This is a genomic window from Nonomuraea sp. 3N208 (assembly GCF_052245935.1).
In the GTDB taxonomy this organism is placed as follows: Bacteria; Actinomycetota; Actinomycetes; order Streptosporangiales; family Streptosporangiaceae; genus Nonomuraea.
Genome location: NZ_JBQQBR010000015.1, coordinates 78992 through 96474, shown reverse-complemented (window position 1 = coordinate 96474; position 17483 = coordinate 78992). Strand labels below are relative to the sequence as shown.

Below are 17483 nucleotides of genomic sequence, written 5' to 3'. Positions count from 1 at the left end.
CCAGCCTACCGGTCCTCACCAGTCGGGGTTCGACCTGCCCGTAGTGGGGTCCCCCTGCTCCGGCTCGCCTGACGGTCCCGGCTCCAATTCGCCGTACGCTCCGTGCGACATGTCCGCCGCGAGCTCCCTCCCCACGTACGGCCAACCTGGCAGGGCGCTGCCGAGGATGTTCGCCAGCAGCCCGTCGAGCGCCTCCCCCAGGCCGCCTGGCACCGCCGCCCGCTCTCGTTCCAGGTCGTCGGCCACGTCCCTGGCGTCCATGTCGTGGCGCGCCGCCCGGTCGGCCAGCAAGAACATCACCATGGGCGCGATGAGCGGCAGCAGCTTCATGACGGCGCCGGTGTCGATGCCGGCGAGCCGCGCCAGCCCGCCCGCGGCCTGCTCGGTCCCCTGACCGCCGAGTACGTGCCCGAGGATGCTGTGCCCGTCACGGGTCAGCGAGGCCACGTCGCCGTTGAAGGGGTCGGCGTCCACGTGGTCCTCCAGCGCCCCCCGAAGCGCGTCGGCGCCGTCAGGGTGCTGGGCGTTGCGGGCCAGGCCGCCCACGATGATGGCGGTCACGGCCTGGACGACGTCGCGGGCGTGAGCCGGATCGGTGCCGAGCATGACGGCGACCTGTTGAAGGCCCGGCTCTCCGAGCTGCTCGAGAAGCTCGTCGTGCAGCGTCACAGCTCTCCCCCGATCGTTGTCGGGGGAGAGCTTCCCGAGACAGCATCGAATCAATGCCCGTCTTGCGCTAATTCTCGGGAAAAATTACCGTTCGGCGGTGGCCGTGGAGCTGCTGGTCAGACCGGCGGCGACCGTGGAGCTGCTGGTCAGGCCGGCGGCGGCGTACGCGCTCACCTCATCGAGCGTCTCGTGCTCCAGCAGAGCGGCCACGATGCCGTCGAGCTTGTCGCGGTTGTCAGAAAGCACCTGGATGGCGCGTTCGTAGCATTCGTCCACGATGCGCCGCGCCTCCTCGTCGACCATGGCAAGGGTGACGGGCGAGGCCTGCGGCTGCTGGCCGTCGTTGGGCAGGATGGTCAGCGGGCCGATCTTCTCCGACATGCCCCAGCGGCCGACCATGCCACGGGCGATCATGGTGACCTGTTCGAGGTCGCTCTCGGCGCCGGTGGTGATGACGCCGTACACGACCTGCTCGGCCGCCATGCCGCCGAGCGCGCCGGTGATGCGGCCGCGGAGGTATTGCTCGTCGTAGGCGTACCGGTCGCTGTCCGGGGTGGACAGCGTGACGCCGAGCGCCCGGCCGCGCGGGATGATCGAGATCTTCCTGACCGGGTCGGCGCCCGGCTGGAGCATGCCGAGCAGCGCGTGGCCGGCCTCGTGGAAGGCGGTCCTGGTGCGCTCCTCCTCGGGCATCACGATGCTGCGGGCCGCGCCGAGCTGCAGCTTCTCCAGCGCGTCGGCGAAGTCGGCCATCGTGACCTTCTCCTTGCCGCGCTTGGCTGCGAGCAGGGCGGCCTCGTTGACCAGGTTGGCCAGGTCGGCGCCGGTCATGCCGGGCGTGGTCTTGGCGAGCTGGTCGAGGGCCACCTCCCCATCAAGCGGCACGCCGCGCGAGTGCACCCCGAGGATCGCGGTACGTCCGGCCGCGTCGGGCAGTCCCACCTGCACCGTACGGTCGAAGCGCCCGGGACGCAGCAGCGCCGGGTCGAGGACCTCGGGACGGTTCGTGGCCCCGATGACGATCACGCCCTCGGCGCCGGAGAAGCCGTCCATCTCGGTGAGGATCTGGTTGAGCGTCTGCTCGCGCTCGTCGTGCCCGCCGATGCCGCCGGCGCCGCCCCTGGCGCGCCCGATGGCGTCGATCTCGTCGATGAACACGATCGACGGCGCCACCTTCCGCGCCTCCTCGAACAGGTCGCGCACGCGGGAGGCGCCCACGCCGACGATCATCTCGATGAACTCGGAGGCGGAGGCGGAGAAGTACGGCACCTTGGCCTCGCCCGCGACCGCCCTGGCCAGCAGCGTCTTGCCGGTGCCGGGAGGACCGGCGAGCAGCACGCCCTTGGGCAGCTTGGCGCCGAGCCTGCGGTACTTGTCCGGGTCCTTGAGGTAGTCGACGACCTCGACGAGCTCGTTCTCGACCTCGTCGATGCCCGCGACGTCCTCGAACGTCACCCGCACCTTCGCGGCCTCGACCGGCTTGGCCGCCTTGGACTTGCCGAGGCCGCCCAGGCCGCCGCCCATCATGCTGGCGCCGCGCCGCATGATCCAGATCCACAGGCCGGCCAGCAGCAGCACGGGCAGCAGCGACAGCAGCAGGTTGGAGAAGAAGCCACGGGTGATCGGCTGTGAGGTGATCTCGACCTGGCCGGTGGCGAGCTGCTGGTCGAGCTGGTCGGTGTTGGCGAAGGCCGGGATCTCGGTGGCGAACTTGGTGTACGACTCACCGCTCTCGGGGTTCTTCCCCGCCGACCTCAGGTCGCCCTCGACCGACAGGCCCTGGGCGTAGATGTCCTTGACGTTCTTGGCGTTGACCTGCTTGGTGAACTCGGTGTACGAGATCGTCTCGACGGATCCGCTGTCGACGAACGACGAGACGACGAAGAAGGCCGCGTACACGACGAGCAAGGTGACGACGAATCGCCACCAGTTGATCTTGGGTCTGCCTCCTGGCAGACCCTCCGAGCGCCAGGGCGGCTTGCCCTTGCCCTTGTCCGCTGCTTGCGGCGGTCCAGAGCGTTCCACGGCGTCACTCCCCATATCGCCGCAACCATGATCTTTCTAGCCTAGAACACGCACCCCGGAGACCACGCGGCTGAGGTCCCGCCACTGCTTTCGCTGCGCGTCAGGCACTGTGACGAACACCAGACCGGGCTTGCCCATTCCCCCATCCATGATCACGACGGCCGCGCGCGAGGTGTGCTTGCCGTACGTGACGCGGTAAACGAGCATCCAGCCGCGCTTGACGGGCTGCGAGGCGAGCCAGCTGATCTTGGCGCCTTCGGGGTGGTGGTTGAGCGTCCAACGGGCGGCCAGCAGCGCTGTGTCGCGAGCGGACTCCTGCTCCATGATCGGCAGCGGGCAGGTGACGAGCATGCCACGCAGGCTCGTCCCGCGCGTCTTGGGGAGCACCTGCCTGGTGCTGAACGGCGCCGCCCCGTACGTCTTCCACGGCTTGGGGAGTCTGGGCACGGCCAGGCCGGTGCGCTTGTCCTCGACGACGCGCCGGGACGGCGACGACAGGGTCATGCGCTTGACCCCGCCGGTCAGCCGCGGGACGCGCGGGTCGGCGTACAGGGCCTCCATGGCCGTGTAGCCGGGCGCGAGGGTCGCGCCGTCCGTCCGCGTGGCCGGTTCCACAGGGGTGTCGCCGGCCGCGGGGCTGGGCGGTGCGGTGGAGCCGGACGAGGACGGCGCGGCCGGCGGCGCGGTTACCGGCCCCGCGACGACCTCGTCCGGCTCCGACGGGAGCACCACGACCAGCGTCACGGCGGCTGCCGCGACGGCGGCGGCCACAGCGAGCCCCCGATACAGATCCCGCATGCGGAGGTCTCCGATGCGGGAGCGTCTGGGCGGAGAAACAGGGGTTCCAGGCCTGGTGACGGTTCTCACTCGGGAACCCTTGATCTCATCTTCCCCATCGAGCACGACGGGAGCGTACGACATATCCCGCCATTACGCCCGAGAAGCTACCGAAGTGCAATCATGGCCTCGTGGAACAGGTGGAGTTGCGATTCGACCACGCCTCGCAAGCGTCTCAAACACACACGAATCTCTCAGCGATCCGGCAGAGCGCGAACGGTCTCTGGGTCGCCGGCGACGAGACCGCGACCTTCGAGCATCTGGCATGGTCGGACGACCACTTCGGGGGCCAGCGCACCTACCGGCTGGCCGACTACGTCGAGCTGCCCGCGGGACCGGAGGACGAGGCCGACATCGAAGGCATGGCCCGGGCGAACGGCTGCCTCTGGCTGGTCGGCTCGCACGGCCTCAAGCGCAAGCGGGTCAAGTCGAAGGATCCGGAGAAGGCCGCCGACCGGCTTGCCACGGTGGTCAGGGAGGAGAACCGCTTCATCCTGGCCCGCCTGCCGCTGCGTGACGAGGTCCCCGGCCCCGGCGCGATCCTGGCCGGGGCGCACAACCTCACCGCGCACCTGCGCGAGGACCGGCACCTTGCTCCGTTCCTGGCGCTGCCTGGCAAGGACAACGGCTTCGACGTCGAGGGCATCGCCGTCGTCTCCGAGCAGGTCTACATCGGGTTGCGCGGCCCGGTGCTTCGGGGCTGGGCGGTGGTTCTCGAGCTGCGGCTGGACGACGCCGGCCGGCGGCGGCTACGCGTACGGGAGCCGTACCGCAAGCACTTCCTGGACCTGGACGGGCTGGGCGTGCGGGACCTGTGCCCGGACGGCGACTCGCTGCTGCTGCTCACCGGCCCGACCATGGACCTCGACGGCCCGGTGCGCATCGTGCGCTGGCGGCCGGCCGAGCGGCAGGGCGTCGTGCCCAAGGACCAGCTGGAGATCGTGCTCGAGCTGCCTTACGGCGTGGGCTGCGACCACCCCGAGGGACTGACGCGGCTGGACGACGGCAGGCTCATGGTCGTGTACGACAGCCCGTCACCCGCGCGGATCACCCCGGCCGGCGGCGTGCTGGCCGACGTGTTCACGATTTAGCGACCCGCCCATAGGCGCACGCTGGGCTACCTGCGGTGGGCCGCTGAACGCGACCCACCGTAGAGCCAGGGCGCGTCCGCCACGAACGTGCACGAGCCCGGCTCGATCTCGGTGAACCCGGCGTCGCGCACCACGGGCAGCCCGGCGGCCACCTTCGCGTGGAAGTCGTCCAGGGCGGCCGTGCGCACGGAAACAGCGAGCCCGCTCTCGCGCCAGGCCGTACGCTCGGCCGCGTCACTGGCCCACCAGGCGAGCTGGGCGGCGTGCCCGGCCTGCGCCATGGCCTTGCCCGCGGACATCTCCAGCTCCGGGTTGGCCCACAAGATCGGCGGCCCGGCAGGCGGCGGCTCGGCGGCGTCGGCCAGTTCGGTGCCTCCCACCTGGAGTCGCGCGAGGTCCCTCGGCCAGTCGTCGAGCGGCACGGGCGGGTGCACGCGTACCTCCGCCGTGCGGTGCTCGACGGTGCGCCCGGGCAGCGCGATCGCGCGCCGCCACTCGGCGCCTCGGGCCCGGCGCACAACCTTGCGGATCTTGCCGGTTGACTGCCAGGCGTGGAGTTCGGCGACCCACTCCCCCGGGTTGTCGAGCAGGCTCAGCACCGCCATGGCGGCGGCTTCCAGCGCGTCAGTGCGCTCAGGGGGTGTGGCCCGCTCGATCCTGACGACCAGCGGCAGCACATAGAGCTCGTTCATTGCTTCTTAGCATGCCCGATCGCCAGGGACATGCCGGCGGCCAGGAGGCAGAGTGCGCCGGCGCCGTACCAGGCGAGGTCGTAGGCGCCCAGGTGGTCACGGGTCAGACCGGCGCCGACGGCCGCGAACGCGGCGCCGATCTGGTGCGAGCCGAACACCCACCCGAACACCACGGCCCCGTCGGCGCCGTAGATGCGCCGGCACAGCGCCACCGTGGGCGGCACGGTCGCCACCCAGTCCAGGCCGTAGAACACGATGAAGATCAACATGCTGGGCTCGGTCGTGGCCGCGAACAGACTGGGCAGCACCATCAGCGACAGCCCGCGCAACCCGTAGTAGACGCCGAGCAGCACCTTGGGATCCATCTTGTCGCTGAGCCAGCCGGAGGCGACCGTGCCCACGATGTCGAAGATCCCGATGACCGCCAGCAGGGAGGCCGCGACCGGCTCGGCCATGCCGTGGTCGTGCGCGGCGGGGATGAAGTGGGTGCCGACCAGCCCGTTCGTACTCATCCCGCAGATCGCGAAGCCGCCCGCGAGCAACCAGAACGGCCGCGTACGCGCTGCTCGGGCGAGCACCGTGACCGCCCGGACCGCGGCGTTGACCTTGCTCGGCTCGGTACGCACCGCGCCCGGCTCCGCGCCCAGAGCGGTCGTGCCCACATCCTCCGGATGGTCGCGCAGCAACCACCACACGAACGGCACCACGGCCAGCGCCGACCCGGCGACGGCGAGCGAGGCGACCCGCCACCCCGGCCCCTGGGCAAGGTGAGCCAGCACCGGCAGGAAGATCAGCTGCCCGGTGGCGCCGGCCGCGGTGAGGATGCCGGTGACCAACCCGCGGTGCCTGACGAACCACCGGTCGACCACGGTCGCGGCGAACACCAGCGCCATCGACCCGGTCCCGAGCCCCACGAACACGCCCCAGAGCAGCAGCAACTGCCAGCTCGCCGTCATCATGACGGTGAACCCGCTGCCAACGGCGATCAGCAGCAGCGCGATCGCGACCACGCGGCGCATACCGAAGCGGTCCATCAGTGCGGCGGCGAACGGCGCGGTCAGCCCGTAGAGCACCAGGTTGATCGATACGGCCAGCGAGATCGTGCCGGTGGACCAGCCGAACTCCTCCCGCAGTGGAGTGATCAGCACGCCCGGGGTGGCGCGGAACCCGGCGGCGCCCAGGATCGCCACGAAGGCGACGGCCGCCACGAACCAGGCCCTGTGGAGCCTGCGGCGGGTGGTGGCCCCGGGGGAAGTGCTCAACGTCATGCGCCAATCCTGATTTATCTCCTTACATGGTCGCGAGTGGCCGGAAAGCCAATATGTGAAAAAATCAGGCCATGCCTCATCGTGTTGCCGTCGTGGTGCTCAACCACTTCGCCCCACTCGACCTCGGCGTGCCCGGCCAGGTGTTCTGGTCGGCGGAGACACCGGAGGGCGAGAAGTTGTACGAGGTGGTGACCTGCTCCGAGGGCCGGCGGCCGGTCCGGTGCTCGGCCGGCTACAGCGTGCTGCCCGACCACGGCCTGGACGTGCTCGACACGGCCGACACGGTGCTGGTGCCCGGCATCCACGCGGGCCGGGCACTGAAGGACGGCACGATCTCGGACACCCTGCAAGCGGCGCTGCAGGGCCGGCCGCGGACGATGTCGATCTGCACGGGGTCGTTCGTGCTGGCGGCGGCCGGCCTGCTCGACGGCCGCCCGGCCACCACGCACTGGCGCGAGGCGGCCCGCTTCGCCGCGTTGTTCCCGGAGGTGAAACTGGACGCCGACGTGTTGTTCGTGGACGACGGCGACGTGCTGACCTCGGCCGGGGTGGCGGCGGGGATGGACCTGTGCCTGCACGTGATCAGGCGCGACCACGGAAGCGAGGTGGCCAACCGCGCCGCCCGCCGCTGCGTCATGCCGCCGTGGCGGGAAGGCGGCCAGGCGCAGTACGTCGAGCGCCCGCTTCCGTACGAGGCCGCCGGCGGCACCGCGGCCACCCGCGCGTGGATGCTGGCCCACCTCGAGACCCCGCTCGATCTGAGCGCGCTCGCCGAGCACGCCAGGATGAGCGTGCGCACGTTCACCAGGCGTTTTCGCGCGGAGACCGGCATGAGCCCGGCCAAGTGGCTGGCCGGGCAACGGGTGCAGCACGCCAGGCAACTGCTGGAGACGACGGATCTCGGGGTGGAGGAGGTGGCCAGGCGGGCGGGCTTCGGCACGGCGGTCTCGCTGCGCCAGCACCTGCACGCGGCGGTGGGAGTGGCGCCACTGGCCTACCGGCATACGTTCCGCCGCACCTGATCCCCCTCCGTCGTGCACCAGTTCGTCGACATCGGCGCGGGGCTGCCAGGACAACGTCCTCGCGCTGGAAGGCGATCTGAAGGACCCGGACGCGATCCTGGATGACCCGCGGGTGGCCGGGCACCTCGACCTGTCCCAGCCGTACGCGGTCCTGCTGGTCGCCGTGCACGACTTTCTGCACCCTCACGGGTCGGGGTGCCCGCAAGCGTTAGATTGGGGGAATGTCCCTGACCCTCGAGTTCGTCAGCACGATCAGGGCCGACCGTTCCGGATTGATCGACCTGCTGGCCGACGTGGACGCCACGACGGCGTGGGTACGCGCCCACGCGGCCGAACTGGACGTCGATCCCGGCTTCGCGGCCACGGAGGAGGCGCGCGAGGAGACCGTGCGCCTGCGCCAGGCCGTGCGCGCGCTGTTCGCCAGGGCCGTGGACCCGGACCCGCCGAGCCGGGCCGACGCGGCCGATCTGCCCACGTTCGCGGAGTCGCTGGCCCTGGTCAACGCCACTGCCCTCGTCGCACCCCGGGCCCCGCAACTGTCCTGGAACGGGCAGCCGGCGCTCTTCACCGCACCCGCCGTGGAGACCGAGCCGTCCGTACGGGTGCGGGGCGCGCTCGCGACGGCCGCCGTGGAGTTCCTGGCGGGGGCGGAGCGCACGCAGTTGCGTACCTGCCAGGCGCCGCGCTGCGTGCTCTATTTCATCAAGGAACACCCACGTCAGGAGTGGTGCTCGACGGCCTGCGGCAACCGCGCGAGAGCGGCCAGGCACTACCGGGAGCACAAGAAATGACCCACACCTAACGCCTGCGACGACGATTTGCCGTTATAGTACTTCTAACGGCAAGTCAGCCGTGCATCCGTTAGATGATGGAGGAGTGCGGAATGTCGTTCCAGACGGGGCACATTGGACTCAACGTCACCGATCTCGACAAGTCCAAGGAGTTCTACCGGCGGATCTTCGGCTTCACGGTGGCGGGCGAGTCGCAGCAGGACGACCGCCGCTACGCGTTCCTGGCGCAGGACGGGACGCTGGTGCTGACCCTCTGGCAGCAGAGCGCGGGCCGCTTCGCCACCGCCCTGCCAGGGCTGCACCACCTGTCGTTCCAGGTCGCGGACCTCGCCGCGGTGCGGAGGGCCGAGGCGGTCATCAGGGAGATCGGGGCGACCCTGCACCACGACGGCATCGTGCCGCACGGCGAGGGCGCCTCGTCAGGCGGTGTGTTCTTCGAAGACCCTGACGGCATCCGCCTGGAGATCTACGCACCGGATGCCGCCAGCGACCGCCCTGCGCCCACGTCCAGCGCGCCGACCTGCGGGTTCTTCTAATGAGGCACCCAGGCGAGATCGCCGTGCAGCGGCGGGCAGGGGTGCGCGGGGAAGACCGCGGCAGCTCTCGCACCCGCCCGGAGATCCCGGACGTGGCGGCCGCCTTCCTGCGCGAGCAGCACATGCTCGTCGTGGGCGCGGCCGACGACCGGGGCCGCTTCTGGGCCGGTGTGATGACCGGCCCGCCGGGCTTCGCCTCCCCCGAGGACGATCGCACGATCGTGGCGAACGCCCTGCCCCGTCCGCCCTTGGACGGCCTGTTCACCCGGGAGCGGGACATCGGGCTGCTGGCCATCGAACCGCACACGCGGCGCAGGATGCGCGTGAACGGCACCGCCGTGCAGGCGGGGAACGCACTGGTGGTGTGGACGGAGCAGGTCTACGCGAACTGCCCCAAGTACATCCAGACCCGCGAGCCCCCCTCCGCGCCTGCCCCCACCCCGGCGGGACTCGGTGGCGGGACCGCGCTCCTGGCCCGTCACCAGGAGTGGATCGGCACCGCGGACACGTTCTTCATCGCCACCGGCGTCGAAGGGCTCGGCGCGGACGTGTCGCACCGCGGCGGCAATCCAGGGTTCGTACAGGTCATGGGGCCCGCATCACTGGTGTTCCCGGACTACGTCGGCAACTCGATGTACATGACGCTGGGCAACCTGGAGCTGAACCCGGCGGCCGGACTGCTGTTCGTGGACTGGGAACGCGGGGAGACGCTGCACCTGACCGGGCGGGCCCGGGTGGACTGGGACTCCGGCGACGTGCCGGGGGCACAGCGGCTGGTGCGGTTCGAACTGGACGAGTACGCCCACGTCGCAGGGACCGTCGCGCCGGGCTGGACGGCACCCGGCTACCACCGCTTCAATCCGCCGGTTCCCGGAGACGCTTCTCGAACCAGTGGTGGGCGTACGGCTCGTCGTTGAAAGGCTCCACCTCGCGATAGCCCGACGCCCGGTACAGGGCGATGGCCTCGGCGAGCGACCGGTTGGTCTCCAGCCGCACCGTGCGGACGCCGTTCGCCGCCGCCCGGCCCTCGGCCTCGGCGAGCAGGCGGCGTCCCAGGCCGAGTCCACGCGTGGAGGGGTCCACCCACATGCGCTTGAGCTGGGCGTATCCGCCACCGGGGTGCAGCTTGAGCGCCACGCATCCGACCGGCTCGGCGCGGAGCGTGGCGACCAGCAGCATCCCGGCCGGCGGGCGGAGCTCATGATCGTCGGCCGAGATGCTGTGAGCCGGGTCGAAGCCGCCGTCGAACCGGCCGGCCAACTCGTCGACGTACGCCTGGATGCAGTGGCGGGCGTGCGGGTGGTGCGGGTCGAGCACGTCGATGGCGACCGTCGAGGCGAGGAGCAGCCGTTCGACCTCCGACATCGCGGCCACCAGGCGCTCGCGCTGCCGGGTGGAGAGCGGCTCGAGGATCGATGTGGCAGCCTCGTCGGATCTGCGGTCCAGCTCCTCCCGCTCGGCGAGACCCGCCGGGGTGAGCCGGGCCGTGCGGACCCGCCCGTCGGAGCCGCCCCCGTCGTCGACGACGACCAGCCCGTCGGCCTCCAGAGCGCGCAGCAACCGGCTCAGGTATCCCGAGTCGAGCTCCAGCCGCGCACGCAGGGCGCGTACCTCGCTCCCTGCCGCGCCGATCTCCCACAGCACCCGCGCCTGGCCGAGCGGGCGGTCCCTGGCCAGGAACCTGTCGTCGAGTGCGCCGATCCGCTGCGTCACGGTCCGCTGGAACCTGCGCACCTGTGCGATCGTCGAAACGTCCATTCTCTGACTTTAGTCAGAGAATGCTTCATCGGGGAGAGGTCACAGGAGCCGGTCCGCCACGGGCACCGTGCTGTAGTCCTCACCGGCGATGGGCCGGATGTCCTCCCAGCGCACCCAGCGCGCCTGCCCGTCATGTTCCGCGCCGTCGGCCGTCTGGCGCGTCCTGGGCGGCCAGAGCAGGAAGCCCCATCGCACACCTTCGGCGTCGTCGCCCCATGCCAGCAGGTAGCGTGCCGCGCCGGCGCCCTCCACGATCGGCGGCCGCCAGAGTTCGGGTAGTTCCTCCGAGGTGAGTTCCATGTCGATCATTATAAGAACAATAGTTCGATAATGCTAGGAGGGGACCGTGGACACGGACCAGATCGCGGCGTTCCGGCTCCGGGCGCACCACCTCGACCGCCGGCTCCCGGCGGGGTCGCTCCTGTCCGCGGCCGGGGCGTGCGCGATCCAGAACAGCCCACCGGGGTCGGCGCTGCTCGCCCTGCACGCGAGGGTCGACGACGTGACCTCCGAGCAGGCGGCCTGCGCGATCGAGACCGACAAGACGCTCCTGCAGACCTGGTCGATGCGGGGCGCACCGTTCCTGTTCCCGACGGAGGACGCGCCGGTCTTCACGGCCGGCGTCCTTCCCGACGGGGAGACCGCGCGGCGGCGGTTCATCCTCGGCGTCGAGCAGGCGCTGGCCAAGCTCGGCATGAGCCTCGGCGAGGCCGTGGCGTGGACGGAGCGCGAGCTGGAGGCGGTCATGGCGGGGCGCCGGCTCGCCATCGACGAGCTGGGCGCGCGGCTCAGCGAGCGCATCGTGCCGCACCTGCCGCCGGAGCAGGCCCGGGCGTGGCAGACGCAAGGCCCGTACGCGGCCGGCCAGCCCTGGGGCGAGGGCGTCGTGCACTTCGTCCTCCGGATCGTCGCGCTCAAGGGCACGATCTGCTTCGCCCCACGTAGCGGGAACAAGGCGCCTTTCGTGCTCACGGCCGAATGGCTCGGCAAGCCGCTGCCGGACGCCGATCCCCAGGCGGCGCGGGCCGAGCTCGTCCGCCGCTACCTGCGCTGTTACGGCCCTTCGAGGTCTGAGGGCTTCGCCGCGTGGACCGGCCTGGCACAGAGGGACGTCCTGCGGCTCATCGAGGACGAACTGGCGGAGGTAGAACTGGACGGGCGTCCCGCCTGGCTGCTGGCGGACGATCTCGACGCCCTGCAGTCTCCCGACCCGGTTCGCGGGGTCCGGCTACTGCCCCCGCGCGACCCCTACATCCAGACCCCCGGCCGGGAACAGCTGGTTCCCGACAAGGACCTGCACCGGCGGATCTGGCGGTCTATCGGCGAACCGGGCACGGTCCTGGCCGAAGGGCGGCTGGTGGCGACGTGGCGGCAGCGGAAACAGGGCAAGCGGCTGCGGATCGAGGTGGAACCGCTCGCCGCCCCGCTCGGATCCCGGGACCGCGACCGGATCGAGGCCGAAGCCGCGGCCATTGCCGAGCTACGCGGGGCCGCAGGCTGTGATGTGCGGTTCGCCCAGGAATGATCACGGCGCGAAGAACGCCCGGAGCGCTTCGGCCACGCGTTCGGGGACGCCACGGTGGTTGACCGGCGCCTCGCGCCCGACGCCGCGCAACGTGACGCGCTTCGCCTGCGGCACGGTGCGGTGCATGGCCTCGAGCGCGTTGCGCACCGGAGGCGGGGTCTTCTCGCCGTCCATTAACAGAACCTCCGCACGCAGGTCGGCGTAGCCTTCGCTGGTCGCCAGCTCCATGTAGTGCGGGGCGGCGAGGTAACCCCCGCTCATGAGAATCAGACCGGGTCCGCTGCCGAGCCGCCGATATCCGATCGTCGTGCCGTCGGCCGAGGTGACCGCCCCGGCCGTGTATGGGATGACGGTAGCGTCCATCCTGTCTCCTTAGCGTCGCTAAGTTAATTTAGCACTGCTAAGTTAAAAATGGCTCGCCTAGGGGCGCGGTCCATGAAACGGTCGAGTCCTGATGATCCGATGGACCGAGGCGGGGCGGGAACGGTCGGCGGAGTGGCGTTCGGCGCTGGGAGTGCCGCCGCCCCAGCGTGTCGTGGTCGCCGACGACCGGATGAGAGCCGCCACCGCCTATCGTCTCGCCTGCGAAGGCACCGCGCTCCTGTGGCGCGGCGACTTCCACAACGCCCGTCAGCTCCTGAGCGCCATGGGACGCCGCTGCAAGCCCGCCGCCCCGGGCGCCGGCTTCCACCGCCACCGCCAGGCGCGGTCCCAGCGCGCCCACACCCTCGGCATGCTGCTCATCCCTTACGACGCCGGCCACGTGGTGCCGTTGCGCAGGGCGCCGGACGTGCGGGAGGCCTGCGCCGAGGTGTACGGCCCGCAGGCGCCCCCGGGCGTGGGCCAGTTGCGCGAGCTGCTCGGCCTGATCGGCGCGCACGAGTGGCGCGAGAAGGGCGTGTACGTCCCCGCCCTCGGCGCCCGTGTCCACCCGCACCACGGCGTGTTCTCCCCCATCAGGGGCGAATACGTCGATCTGGTCGCCGAGGCGCCGCTGCCTGCCGACCGGCTGGCGTTCGACGTCGGCACGGGCACGGGGGTGCTGGCGGCGGTGCTCGCCAGGCGCGGCGTCCGGCACGTCGTGGCCACCGACCTCGAGCAGCGGGCGGTGGACTGCGCCGAGGACAACGTCGCGCGGCTGGGGCTGGACGGCAAGGTGGAGGTCGTGCGGGCGAACCTGTTCCCGCCGGGACGGGCGCCGCTGGTCGTGTGCAATCCGCCGTGGCTGCCCGCCACCCCGATCTCGCCCCTCGACCAGGCCGTTTACGATCCAGGCGGGCGGATGTTGCGCGGGTTCCTCGACGGGCTGTCCGAGCACCTCGAGCCTGGAGGCGAGGGCTGGCTGATCCTTTCCGATCTGGCCGAGCACCTGGGGTTGCGCAGCAGGGACGAGCTGCTGGGCGCGTTCGAGCGGGCGGGGCTGCGGGTCGCCGGCCGCCGGGACGTCGCGCCGCGCCACCATCGGCCGAAGGACGCGGCGGATCCGCTGCACGCGGCCCGCGCCGCTGAGGTGACGTCGCTCTGGCGGCTCACCCCGCGCGCCCGCTGAACGTTTTCCGGTACGCCGAGGGCGACGTACGCATGGTCTTGGAGAAATGGTGGCGGAACGTTACCGGGCTCTCGAACCCGACCGCCGCCCCGATCTCCTCCACCGGCGCCGCCGTGGACTCCAGCATCGCCAGGCTGGCGGCCACCCGCTGCGCGATCACCCACCGCAGCGGGCTGGTGCCGGTCTGCCGCTTGAAATGCCGGATGAACGACCGTTGCGACATGTTCGCCACCCGGGCCAGGTCCGCTACGGCAATGGGCCGGGCCAGGTTGTCCATGGCCCACGACATCGCCCTGGCCATCGCGTCATCGTCCTCGACCGCCGTGACCGCGGCCTCGATGAACTGTGCCTGCCCGCCCTCCCGGTGCGGCGGCACGACCAGGCGGCGGGCCACGGTGTTGGCCACGCCGGGGCCGTGATCGGTGCGGACGAGGTGGATCAGCAGGTCGAGCCCCGCGGCGCTGCCGGCGCTGGTCATCACGTCCCCCTCGTCCACGTACAGGACCGACGGGTTGACGCGCACGGTGGGGTGACGCTCCTGGAGCAGGTCGGCGTACCTCCAGTGCGTGGTCGCCACGCGTCCATCCAGCAGCCCGGCGGCGGCCAGAGCGAACGCGCCCGAGCAGATCGACACCATGCGCGTGCCACGCGCGTGCGCCTGCCGTAGGGCCGCGACCAGCTCGCCGGACACCGGCGCGCGCACGTCTGCCCCGGGAACGATCACCGTGTCGGCCCCGGCCAGCACGTCCAGCCCGTGCTCGGCCCGCATGGTGAACCCGCCCACCACTCTGAGCGGCTCCAGCGTCTCGGCGCACACCTTGAGGTCGTACCAGGGGACGTCCAGCTCGGGCCTGGGCAGCCCGAACAGCTCCACGACGCAGCCCAGCTCGAACGGCGCCATCCCGTCGAAGGCGAGCACGGCCACCCTGTGGGGGCGGTACGGATCCGGCAGCGGCATGCCCGCATGTTAGCCGGGCCCTCTCCGCGGCAGGAGTGATATATGCACATTTCGGGTGTACAGACGGTTTTGCCGGATAACCGCTACGACCAAGCGGAGATCACCGAGGCGTTCTCCCGGCTGACCGACTGCGACGACGAGCTCTTGCGGCGCTTCCACGCCGCGACGGGCGTGACCGGCCGCAATCTGGCACTCCCGCTGGCGGACTACGCCAAGCTCGACTCCTTCGCCCGCGCGAACGACATGTACGTCGAGATCGCCCTCGACCTGACCGAGCAGGCGCTGCGCGGCGCGCTCGACAAGTCCGGCGTACGCCCCGAGAAGATCGACCACCTGCTGTTCTGCTCCACCACAGGCCTGGCCACGCCCTCGCTCGACGCCCGGCTGGCCCAGCGCGTCGGGCTGCGGCCGGACGTCAAACGCGTGCCCATGTTCGGCCTCGGCTGCGCGGCCGGCGCGTCCGGGCTGGCGCGCCTGCACGACTACCTGCGTGGCTGGCCGGGACACGCGGCGGCGCTGGTCTGTGTGGAGCTGTGCTCGCTGACGATCCAGCGCGACGACACCTCGATCGCGAACCTCGTGGCCAGCGGCCTGTTCGGGGACGGCGCGGCGGCTGTCGTGGCGACCGGCCGCGGGCCGGGACCCGAGGTCGTGGCCACCCGCAGCCGCCTCTACCCCGGCACCGAGCACCTCATGGGGTGGGAGGTGGGCGACCGCGGGTTCCGCATCGTGCTGGACCCGGAGCTGACCGCCTTCGTGGAGGAGGTGCTGGCCGCCGACGTCCGGGCCTTTCTCACCGACTACGGCCTGACCCCGGACCAGGTCGCCACGTGGATCTGCCATCCTGGCGGGCCCAAGGTCATCGAGAAGATCGTGGACACCCTCGGCCTGCCGCCCAAGGCCCTCGACGTCACTTGGCGCTCGCTGCGGGAGCACGGCAACCTGTCGTCGGTCTCGGTGCTCCACGTGCTGCAGGAGACCCGGGCTCGGCCGGACGCGCCCGCCGTGCTGCTCGCCCTGGGGCCGGGCTTCTCCGCCGAGTTGCTCCTGCTGCACTGGTGAGCGCGTACCTGGTCCTGATCGGCCTGGCGGCGCTGGCTGCCTGAAACCGATGCCTCGGCAGCACCATCTGTCACAACTGATCACGTATCGATCGCGGTTTGTGCTCGCTTGAGTCACCGGCCCGGCCACTGTAGATCCAGTTCCGTCGTACGGGGCGGAGGTGGTTGAGATGAGAATTCGCCCGTTAGCGATCGGCGCCGGGCTCACTGCGCTCCTCGCCGTCGCGGCCTGCGGCGGCTCCGGCGGCAAGGCGACCAGCGACGAGAACGCTCCCCAGCACGCCCAGCAGCCGGCCGCGTCGCCGTACCGGCCCGCCCCCACGAAGTCACCCATCCAGGAGAACGACGAGCAGGACACGACCACGGCCCAGATCTCCACGTTCGCGCTGGACGTGGACACCGCCTCGTACGGCTACGCCCGCCGTACCCTCCAGGAGGGCCGCTGGCCCGCGCCCGGCGAGATCCGCCCGGAGGAGTGGGTCAACGCCTTCAGGCAGGACTACGCACAGCCGCCGGACGACGGGTTCGCCGTGCACGTGGACGGCGCGAAGCTGCCCGGTCGCGACGAGGCCGTGCTGCGCGTGGGCCTGCAGACGCGCGCGTCCGACACGGCGGCGCGGCGGCCCGCCAACCTCACGTTCGTGGTGGACGTGTCCGGCTCGATGGCCGAGGCCGGACGCCTCGACCTGGTCAAGTCGGCCCTGCTCACGCTGCTCGACCAGCTCGCGCCCGGCGACCAGGTGTCGATCGTGGCGTTCGACGACGAGGCCGAGGTGCTGGCGTCGATGACCCCGCTGACCGCCAGGGACGAGCTGAAGAGCGCAGTGGACCGGCTCGTCGTCGACGGCGGCACGAACCTGGAGGCCGGCCTGGTCACCGGCTTCGAGGAGGCGTCCAAGGCGTTCCGCCCCGCCGCCACGAACCGGGTCATCCTCCTCTCCGACGGCCTGGCCAACCAGGGCAGCACCGAGTGGCAGGAGATCCTGGAGCGGGTCAAGGAGCACGCGGCCAAGCAGGTCGCGCTGCTCACGGTCGGCGTCGGCAGGGAGTACGGCGACGAGCTGATGGAGCAGCTGGCCGACAACGGCGACGGCCTGGCCGTGTACGTCAGCTCCCAGGAGGAAGCCGACAAGATCTTCACCACGCAACTGCCCGCGACCATCGAGCTGCGGGCCCGCGACGCCAAGGCCCAGGTGGTGTTCAACCCGTCGGTCGTGGAGAGCTACCGGCTCATCGGGTACGAGAACCGCGCCCTGACCACCGAGGAGTTCCGCGACGACAGCAAGGACGGCGGCGAGATCGGCCCTGGCCACTCCGTCACGGCCCTCTACTCGATCCGCCTCAAGCCCGGCGCCTCCGGGCAGCTCGCCCAGGCCACCGTCCGCTGGCAGCACCCCGACACCCGCGCCGCCTCCGAGGCGAGTAAGTCGCTCCAGGCCGAGGATCTGGCCGCGGACGTGTGGGCCAAGGCGACACCGGTCCGGCTCCAGGTGGACGTGGTCGCAGCGGCGTTCGCCGTTTATCTGCGGGACAGGAAGGCGTTCGGCATGGACCTGCCCGAGCTCGGCGAGCACGCCTCGCGGCTGGCCGCGAGCTCCGAGGACCCGATGGTGTCGGAGCTGGCCACCCTCATCGAAAAGGCCCGCTCGGTCGGCTAGACGACCGACCCGGCCCAGCCAACCGTTCGGCTGGGCCGGGGGC

At 71.1% G+C, this 17483-nt stretch carries 18 protein-coding genes; 9 read left to right on the top strand and 9 right to left on the bottom strand.

All coding sequences use genetic code 11. The features are described 5' to 3' along the window. Nucleotides 1–15: 15 nt before the first annotated feature. The 3 genes from ACTWPT_RS23525 to ACTWPT_RS23515 all read right to left on the bottom strand — a co-directional run bounded on the left by ACTWPT_RS23525 (nucleotide 16) and on the right by ACTWPT_RS23515 (nucleotide 3492). Nucleotides 16–669, bottom strand: a complete 654-nt coding sequence (locus ACTWPT_RS23525; protein ID WP_443179588.1) for a DUF937 domain-containing protein — start codon at nucleotides 667–669, stop codon at nucleotides 16–18. A gap of 84 nt (nucleotides 670–753) precedes the next feature. After that, nucleotides 754–2694, bottom strand: coding sequence for an ATP-dependent zinc metalloprotease FtsH (gene ftsH, locus ACTWPT_RS23520; protein WP_443179587.1), 1941 nt, complete (start codon nucleotides 2692–2694; stop codon nucleotides 754–756). Between the two features lie 36 nt (nucleotides 2695–2730). After that, a complete protein-coding gene (locus ACTWPT_RS23515; protein WP_443179586.1) occupies nucleotides 2731–3492 on the bottom strand; it encodes a hypothetical protein in 762 nt (253 codons plus the stop codon). Nucleotides 3493–3662: 170 nt separating this feature from the next. Between ACTWPT_RS23515 and ACTWPT_RS23510 the strand changes: the two genes are divergently transcribed. Then, on the top strand, nucleotides 3663–4622 hold the full coding sequence (locus ACTWPT_RS23510; protein WP_443179585.1) for a DUF3616 domain-containing protein: 960 nt from the start codon (nucleotides 3663–3665) through the stop codon (nucleotides 4620–4622). A 26-nt stretch (nucleotides 4623–4648) separates the two neighbouring features. Here ACTWPT_RS23510 and ACTWPT_RS23505 read toward each other — a convergent pair whose 3' ends face one another. Together ACTWPT_RS23505 and ACTWPT_RS23500 are read right to left on the bottom strand one after the other, a co-directional pair. Beyond that, entirely contained in the window at nucleotides 4649–5314 is a 666-nt protein-coding gene (locus ACTWPT_RS23505) for a peptidyl-tRNA hydrolase (RefSeq protein ID WP_443179584.1), read from the bottom strand. After that, nucleotides 5311–6582, bottom strand: a complete 1272-nt coding sequence (locus ACTWPT_RS23500; protein ID WP_443179583.1) for an MFS transporter — start codon at nucleotides 6580–6582, stop codon at nucleotides 5311–5313. Before ACTWPT_RS23500 ends, ACTWPT_RS23505 begins: the two co-directional genes overlap by 4 nt. Nucleotides 6583–6653: 71 nt before the next feature. Between ACTWPT_RS23500 and ACTWPT_RS23495 the strand changes: the two genes are divergently transcribed. From ACTWPT_RS23495 to ACTWPT_RS23480, 4 genes are all read left to right on the top strand, one after another. Next, nucleotides 6654–7604, top strand: a complete 951-nt coding sequence (locus ACTWPT_RS23495) for a GlxA family transcriptional regulator (RefSeq protein ID WP_443179582.1) — start codon at nucleotides 6654–6656, stop codon at nucleotides 7602–7604. A 221-nt stretch (nucleotides 7605–7825) separates the two neighbouring features. After that, nucleotides 7826–8395 carry a CGNR zinc finger domain-containing protein gene (locus ACTWPT_RS23490; protein ID WP_443179581.1) on the top strand — a complete coding sequence of 190 codons (570 nt, stop codon included), beginning with the start codon at nucleotides 7826–7828 and terminating at the stop codon, nucleotides 8393–8395. Between the two features lie 92 nt (nucleotides 8396–8487). Then, entirely contained in the window at nucleotides 8488–8931 is a 444-nt protein-coding gene (locus ACTWPT_RS23485) for a VOC family protein (protein WP_443179580.1), read from the top strand. Continuing rightward, on the top strand, nucleotides 8931–9848 hold the full coding sequence (locus tag ACTWPT_RS23480; protein ID WP_443179579.1) for a pyridoxamine 5'-phosphate oxidase family protein: 918 nt from the start codon (nucleotides 8931–8933) through the stop codon (nucleotides 9846–9848). Before ACTWPT_RS23485 ends, ACTWPT_RS23480 begins: the two co-directional genes overlap by 1 nt. Here the strand turns inward: ACTWPT_RS23480 and ACTWPT_RS23475 are convergent. Together ACTWPT_RS23475 and ACTWPT_RS23470 are read right to left on the bottom strand one after the other, a co-directional pair. Beyond that, nucleotides 9787–10689: a bifunctional helix-turn-helix transcriptional regulator/GNAT family N-acetyltransferase gene (locus ACTWPT_RS23475; protein WP_443179578.1), complete on the bottom strand. Its 903-nt coding sequence runs from the start codon at nucleotides 10687–10689 to the stop codon at nucleotides 9787–9789. The genes ACTWPT_RS23480 and ACTWPT_RS23475 overlap by 62 nt on opposite strands. Nucleotides 10690–10728: 39 nt before the next feature. After that, on the bottom strand, nucleotides 10729–10989 hold the full coding sequence (locus tag ACTWPT_RS23470; RefSeq protein ID WP_443179577.1) for a hypothetical protein: 261 nt from the start codon (nucleotides 10987–10989) through the stop codon (nucleotides 10729–10731). 46 nt (nucleotides 10990–11035) lie between these two features. Here ACTWPT_RS23470 and ACTWPT_RS23465 point away from each other — a divergent pair, with 46 nt between their 5' ends. After that, on the top strand, nucleotides 11036–12214 hold the full coding sequence (locus ACTWPT_RS23465) for a winged helix DNA-binding domain-containing protein (protein ID WP_443179576.1): 1179 nt from the start codon (nucleotides 11036–11038) through the stop codon (nucleotides 12212–12214). Here ACTWPT_RS23465 and ACTWPT_RS23460 read toward each other — a convergent pair whose 3' ends face one another. Then, nucleotides 12215–12577, bottom strand: coding sequence for a hypothetical protein (locus tag ACTWPT_RS23460; RefSeq protein WP_443179575.1), 363 nt, complete (start codon nucleotides 12575–12577; stop codon nucleotides 12215–12217). Between the two features lie 91 nt (nucleotides 12578–12668). Here ACTWPT_RS23460 and ACTWPT_RS23455 point away from each other — a divergent pair, with 91 nt between their 5' ends. Beyond that, the gene (locus ACTWPT_RS23455) at nucleotides 12669–13763 is read left to right on the top strand and encodes a methyltransferase (RefSeq protein WP_443179574.1); all 1095 of its coding nucleotides are present in this window, start codon (nucleotides 12669–12671) and stop codon (nucleotides 13761–13763) included. On the opposite strand, the gene ACTWPT_RS23450 is transcribed toward ACTWPT_RS23455, so the two are convergent. After that, the gene (locus ACTWPT_RS23450; RefSeq protein ID WP_443179573.1) at nucleotides 13744–14721 is read right to left on the bottom strand and encodes a helix-turn-helix domain-containing protein; all 978 of its coding nucleotides are present in this window, start codon (nucleotides 14719–14721) and stop codon (nucleotides 13744–13746) included. The two genes, ACTWPT_RS23455 and ACTWPT_RS23450, sit on opposite strands and share 20 nt — an antisense overlap. A gap of 42 nt (nucleotides 14722–14763) precedes the next feature. Between ACTWPT_RS23450 and ACTWPT_RS23445 the strand changes: the two genes are divergently transcribed. Both ACTWPT_RS23445 and ACTWPT_RS23440 read left to right on the top strand, forming a co-directional pair. After that, the gene (locus tag ACTWPT_RS23445; RefSeq protein ID WP_443179572.1) at nucleotides 14764–15783 is read left to right on the top strand and encodes a type III polyketide synthase; all 1020 of its coding nucleotides are present in this window, start codon (nucleotides 14764–14766) and stop codon (nucleotides 15781–15783) included. 169 nt (nucleotides 15784–15952) lie between these two features. Then, entirely contained in the window at nucleotides 15953–17440 is a 1488-nt protein-coding gene (locus tag ACTWPT_RS23440) for a YfbK domain-containing protein (protein WP_443179571.1), read from the top strand. Nucleotides 17441–17483: the final 43 nt, after the last annotated feature.

Excerpts from the sequence above, each read along its gene's own strand:
- ACTWPT_RS23515 (WP_443179586.1), bottom strand. The coding sequence starts at position 3,492 with ATGCGGGATCTGTATCGGGGGCTCGCTGTGGCCGCCGCCGTCGCGGCA.
- ACTWPT_RS23505 (WP_443179584.1), bottom strand. The coding sequence starts at position 5,314 with ATGAACGAGCTCTATGTGCTGCCGCTGGTCGTCAGGATCGAGCGGGCC.
- ACTWPT_RS23500 (WP_443179583.1), bottom strand. The coding sequence starts at position 6,582 with ATGACGTTGAGCACTTCCCCCGGGGCCACCACCCGCCGCAGGCTCCAC.
- ACTWPT_RS23495 (WP_443179582.1), top strand. The coding sequence starts at position 6,654 with ATGCCTCATCGTGTTGCCGTCGTGGTGCTCAACCACTTCGCCCCACTC.
- ACTWPT_RS23490 (WP_443179581.1), top strand. The coding sequence starts at position 7,826 with ATGTCCCTGACCCTCGAGTTCGTCAGCACGATCAGGGCCGACCGTTCC.
- ACTWPT_RS23485 (WP_443179580.1), top strand. The coding sequence starts at position 8,488 with ATGTCGTTCCAGACGGGGCACATTGGACTCAACGTCACCGATCTCGAC.
- ACTWPT_RS23480 (WP_443179579.1), top strand. The coding sequence starts at position 8,931 with ATGAGGCACCCAGGCGAGATCGCCGTGCAGCGGCGGGCAGGGGTGCGC.
- ACTWPT_RS23475 (WP_443179578.1), bottom strand. The coding sequence starts at position 10,689 with ATGGACGTTTCGACGATCGCACAGGTGCGCAGGTTCCAGCGGACCGTG.
- ACTWPT_RS23470 (WP_443179577.1), bottom strand. The coding sequence starts at position 10,989 with ATGGAACTCACCTCGGAGGAACTACCCGAACTCTGGCGGCCGCCGATC.
- ACTWPT_RS23460 (WP_443179575.1), bottom strand. The coding sequence starts at position 12,577 with ATGGACGCTACCGTCATCCCATACACGGCCGGGGCGGTCACCTCGGCC.
- ACTWPT_RS23455 (WP_443179574.1), top strand. The coding sequence starts at position 12,669 with ATGATCCGATGGACCGAGGCGGGGCGGGAACGGTCGGCGGAGTGGCGT.
- ACTWPT_RS23450 (WP_443179573.1), bottom strand. The coding sequence starts at position 14,721 with ATGCCGCTGCCGGATCCGTACCGCCCCCACAGGGTGGCCGTGCTCGCC.
- ACTWPT_RS23445 (WP_443179572.1), top strand. The coding sequence starts at position 14,764 with ATGCACATTTCGGGTGTACAGACGGTTTTGCCGGATAACCGCTACGAC.
- ACTWPT_RS23440 (WP_443179571.1), top strand. The coding sequence starts at position 15,953 with ATGAGAATTCGCCCGTTAGCGATCGGCGCCGGGCTCACTGCGCTCCTC.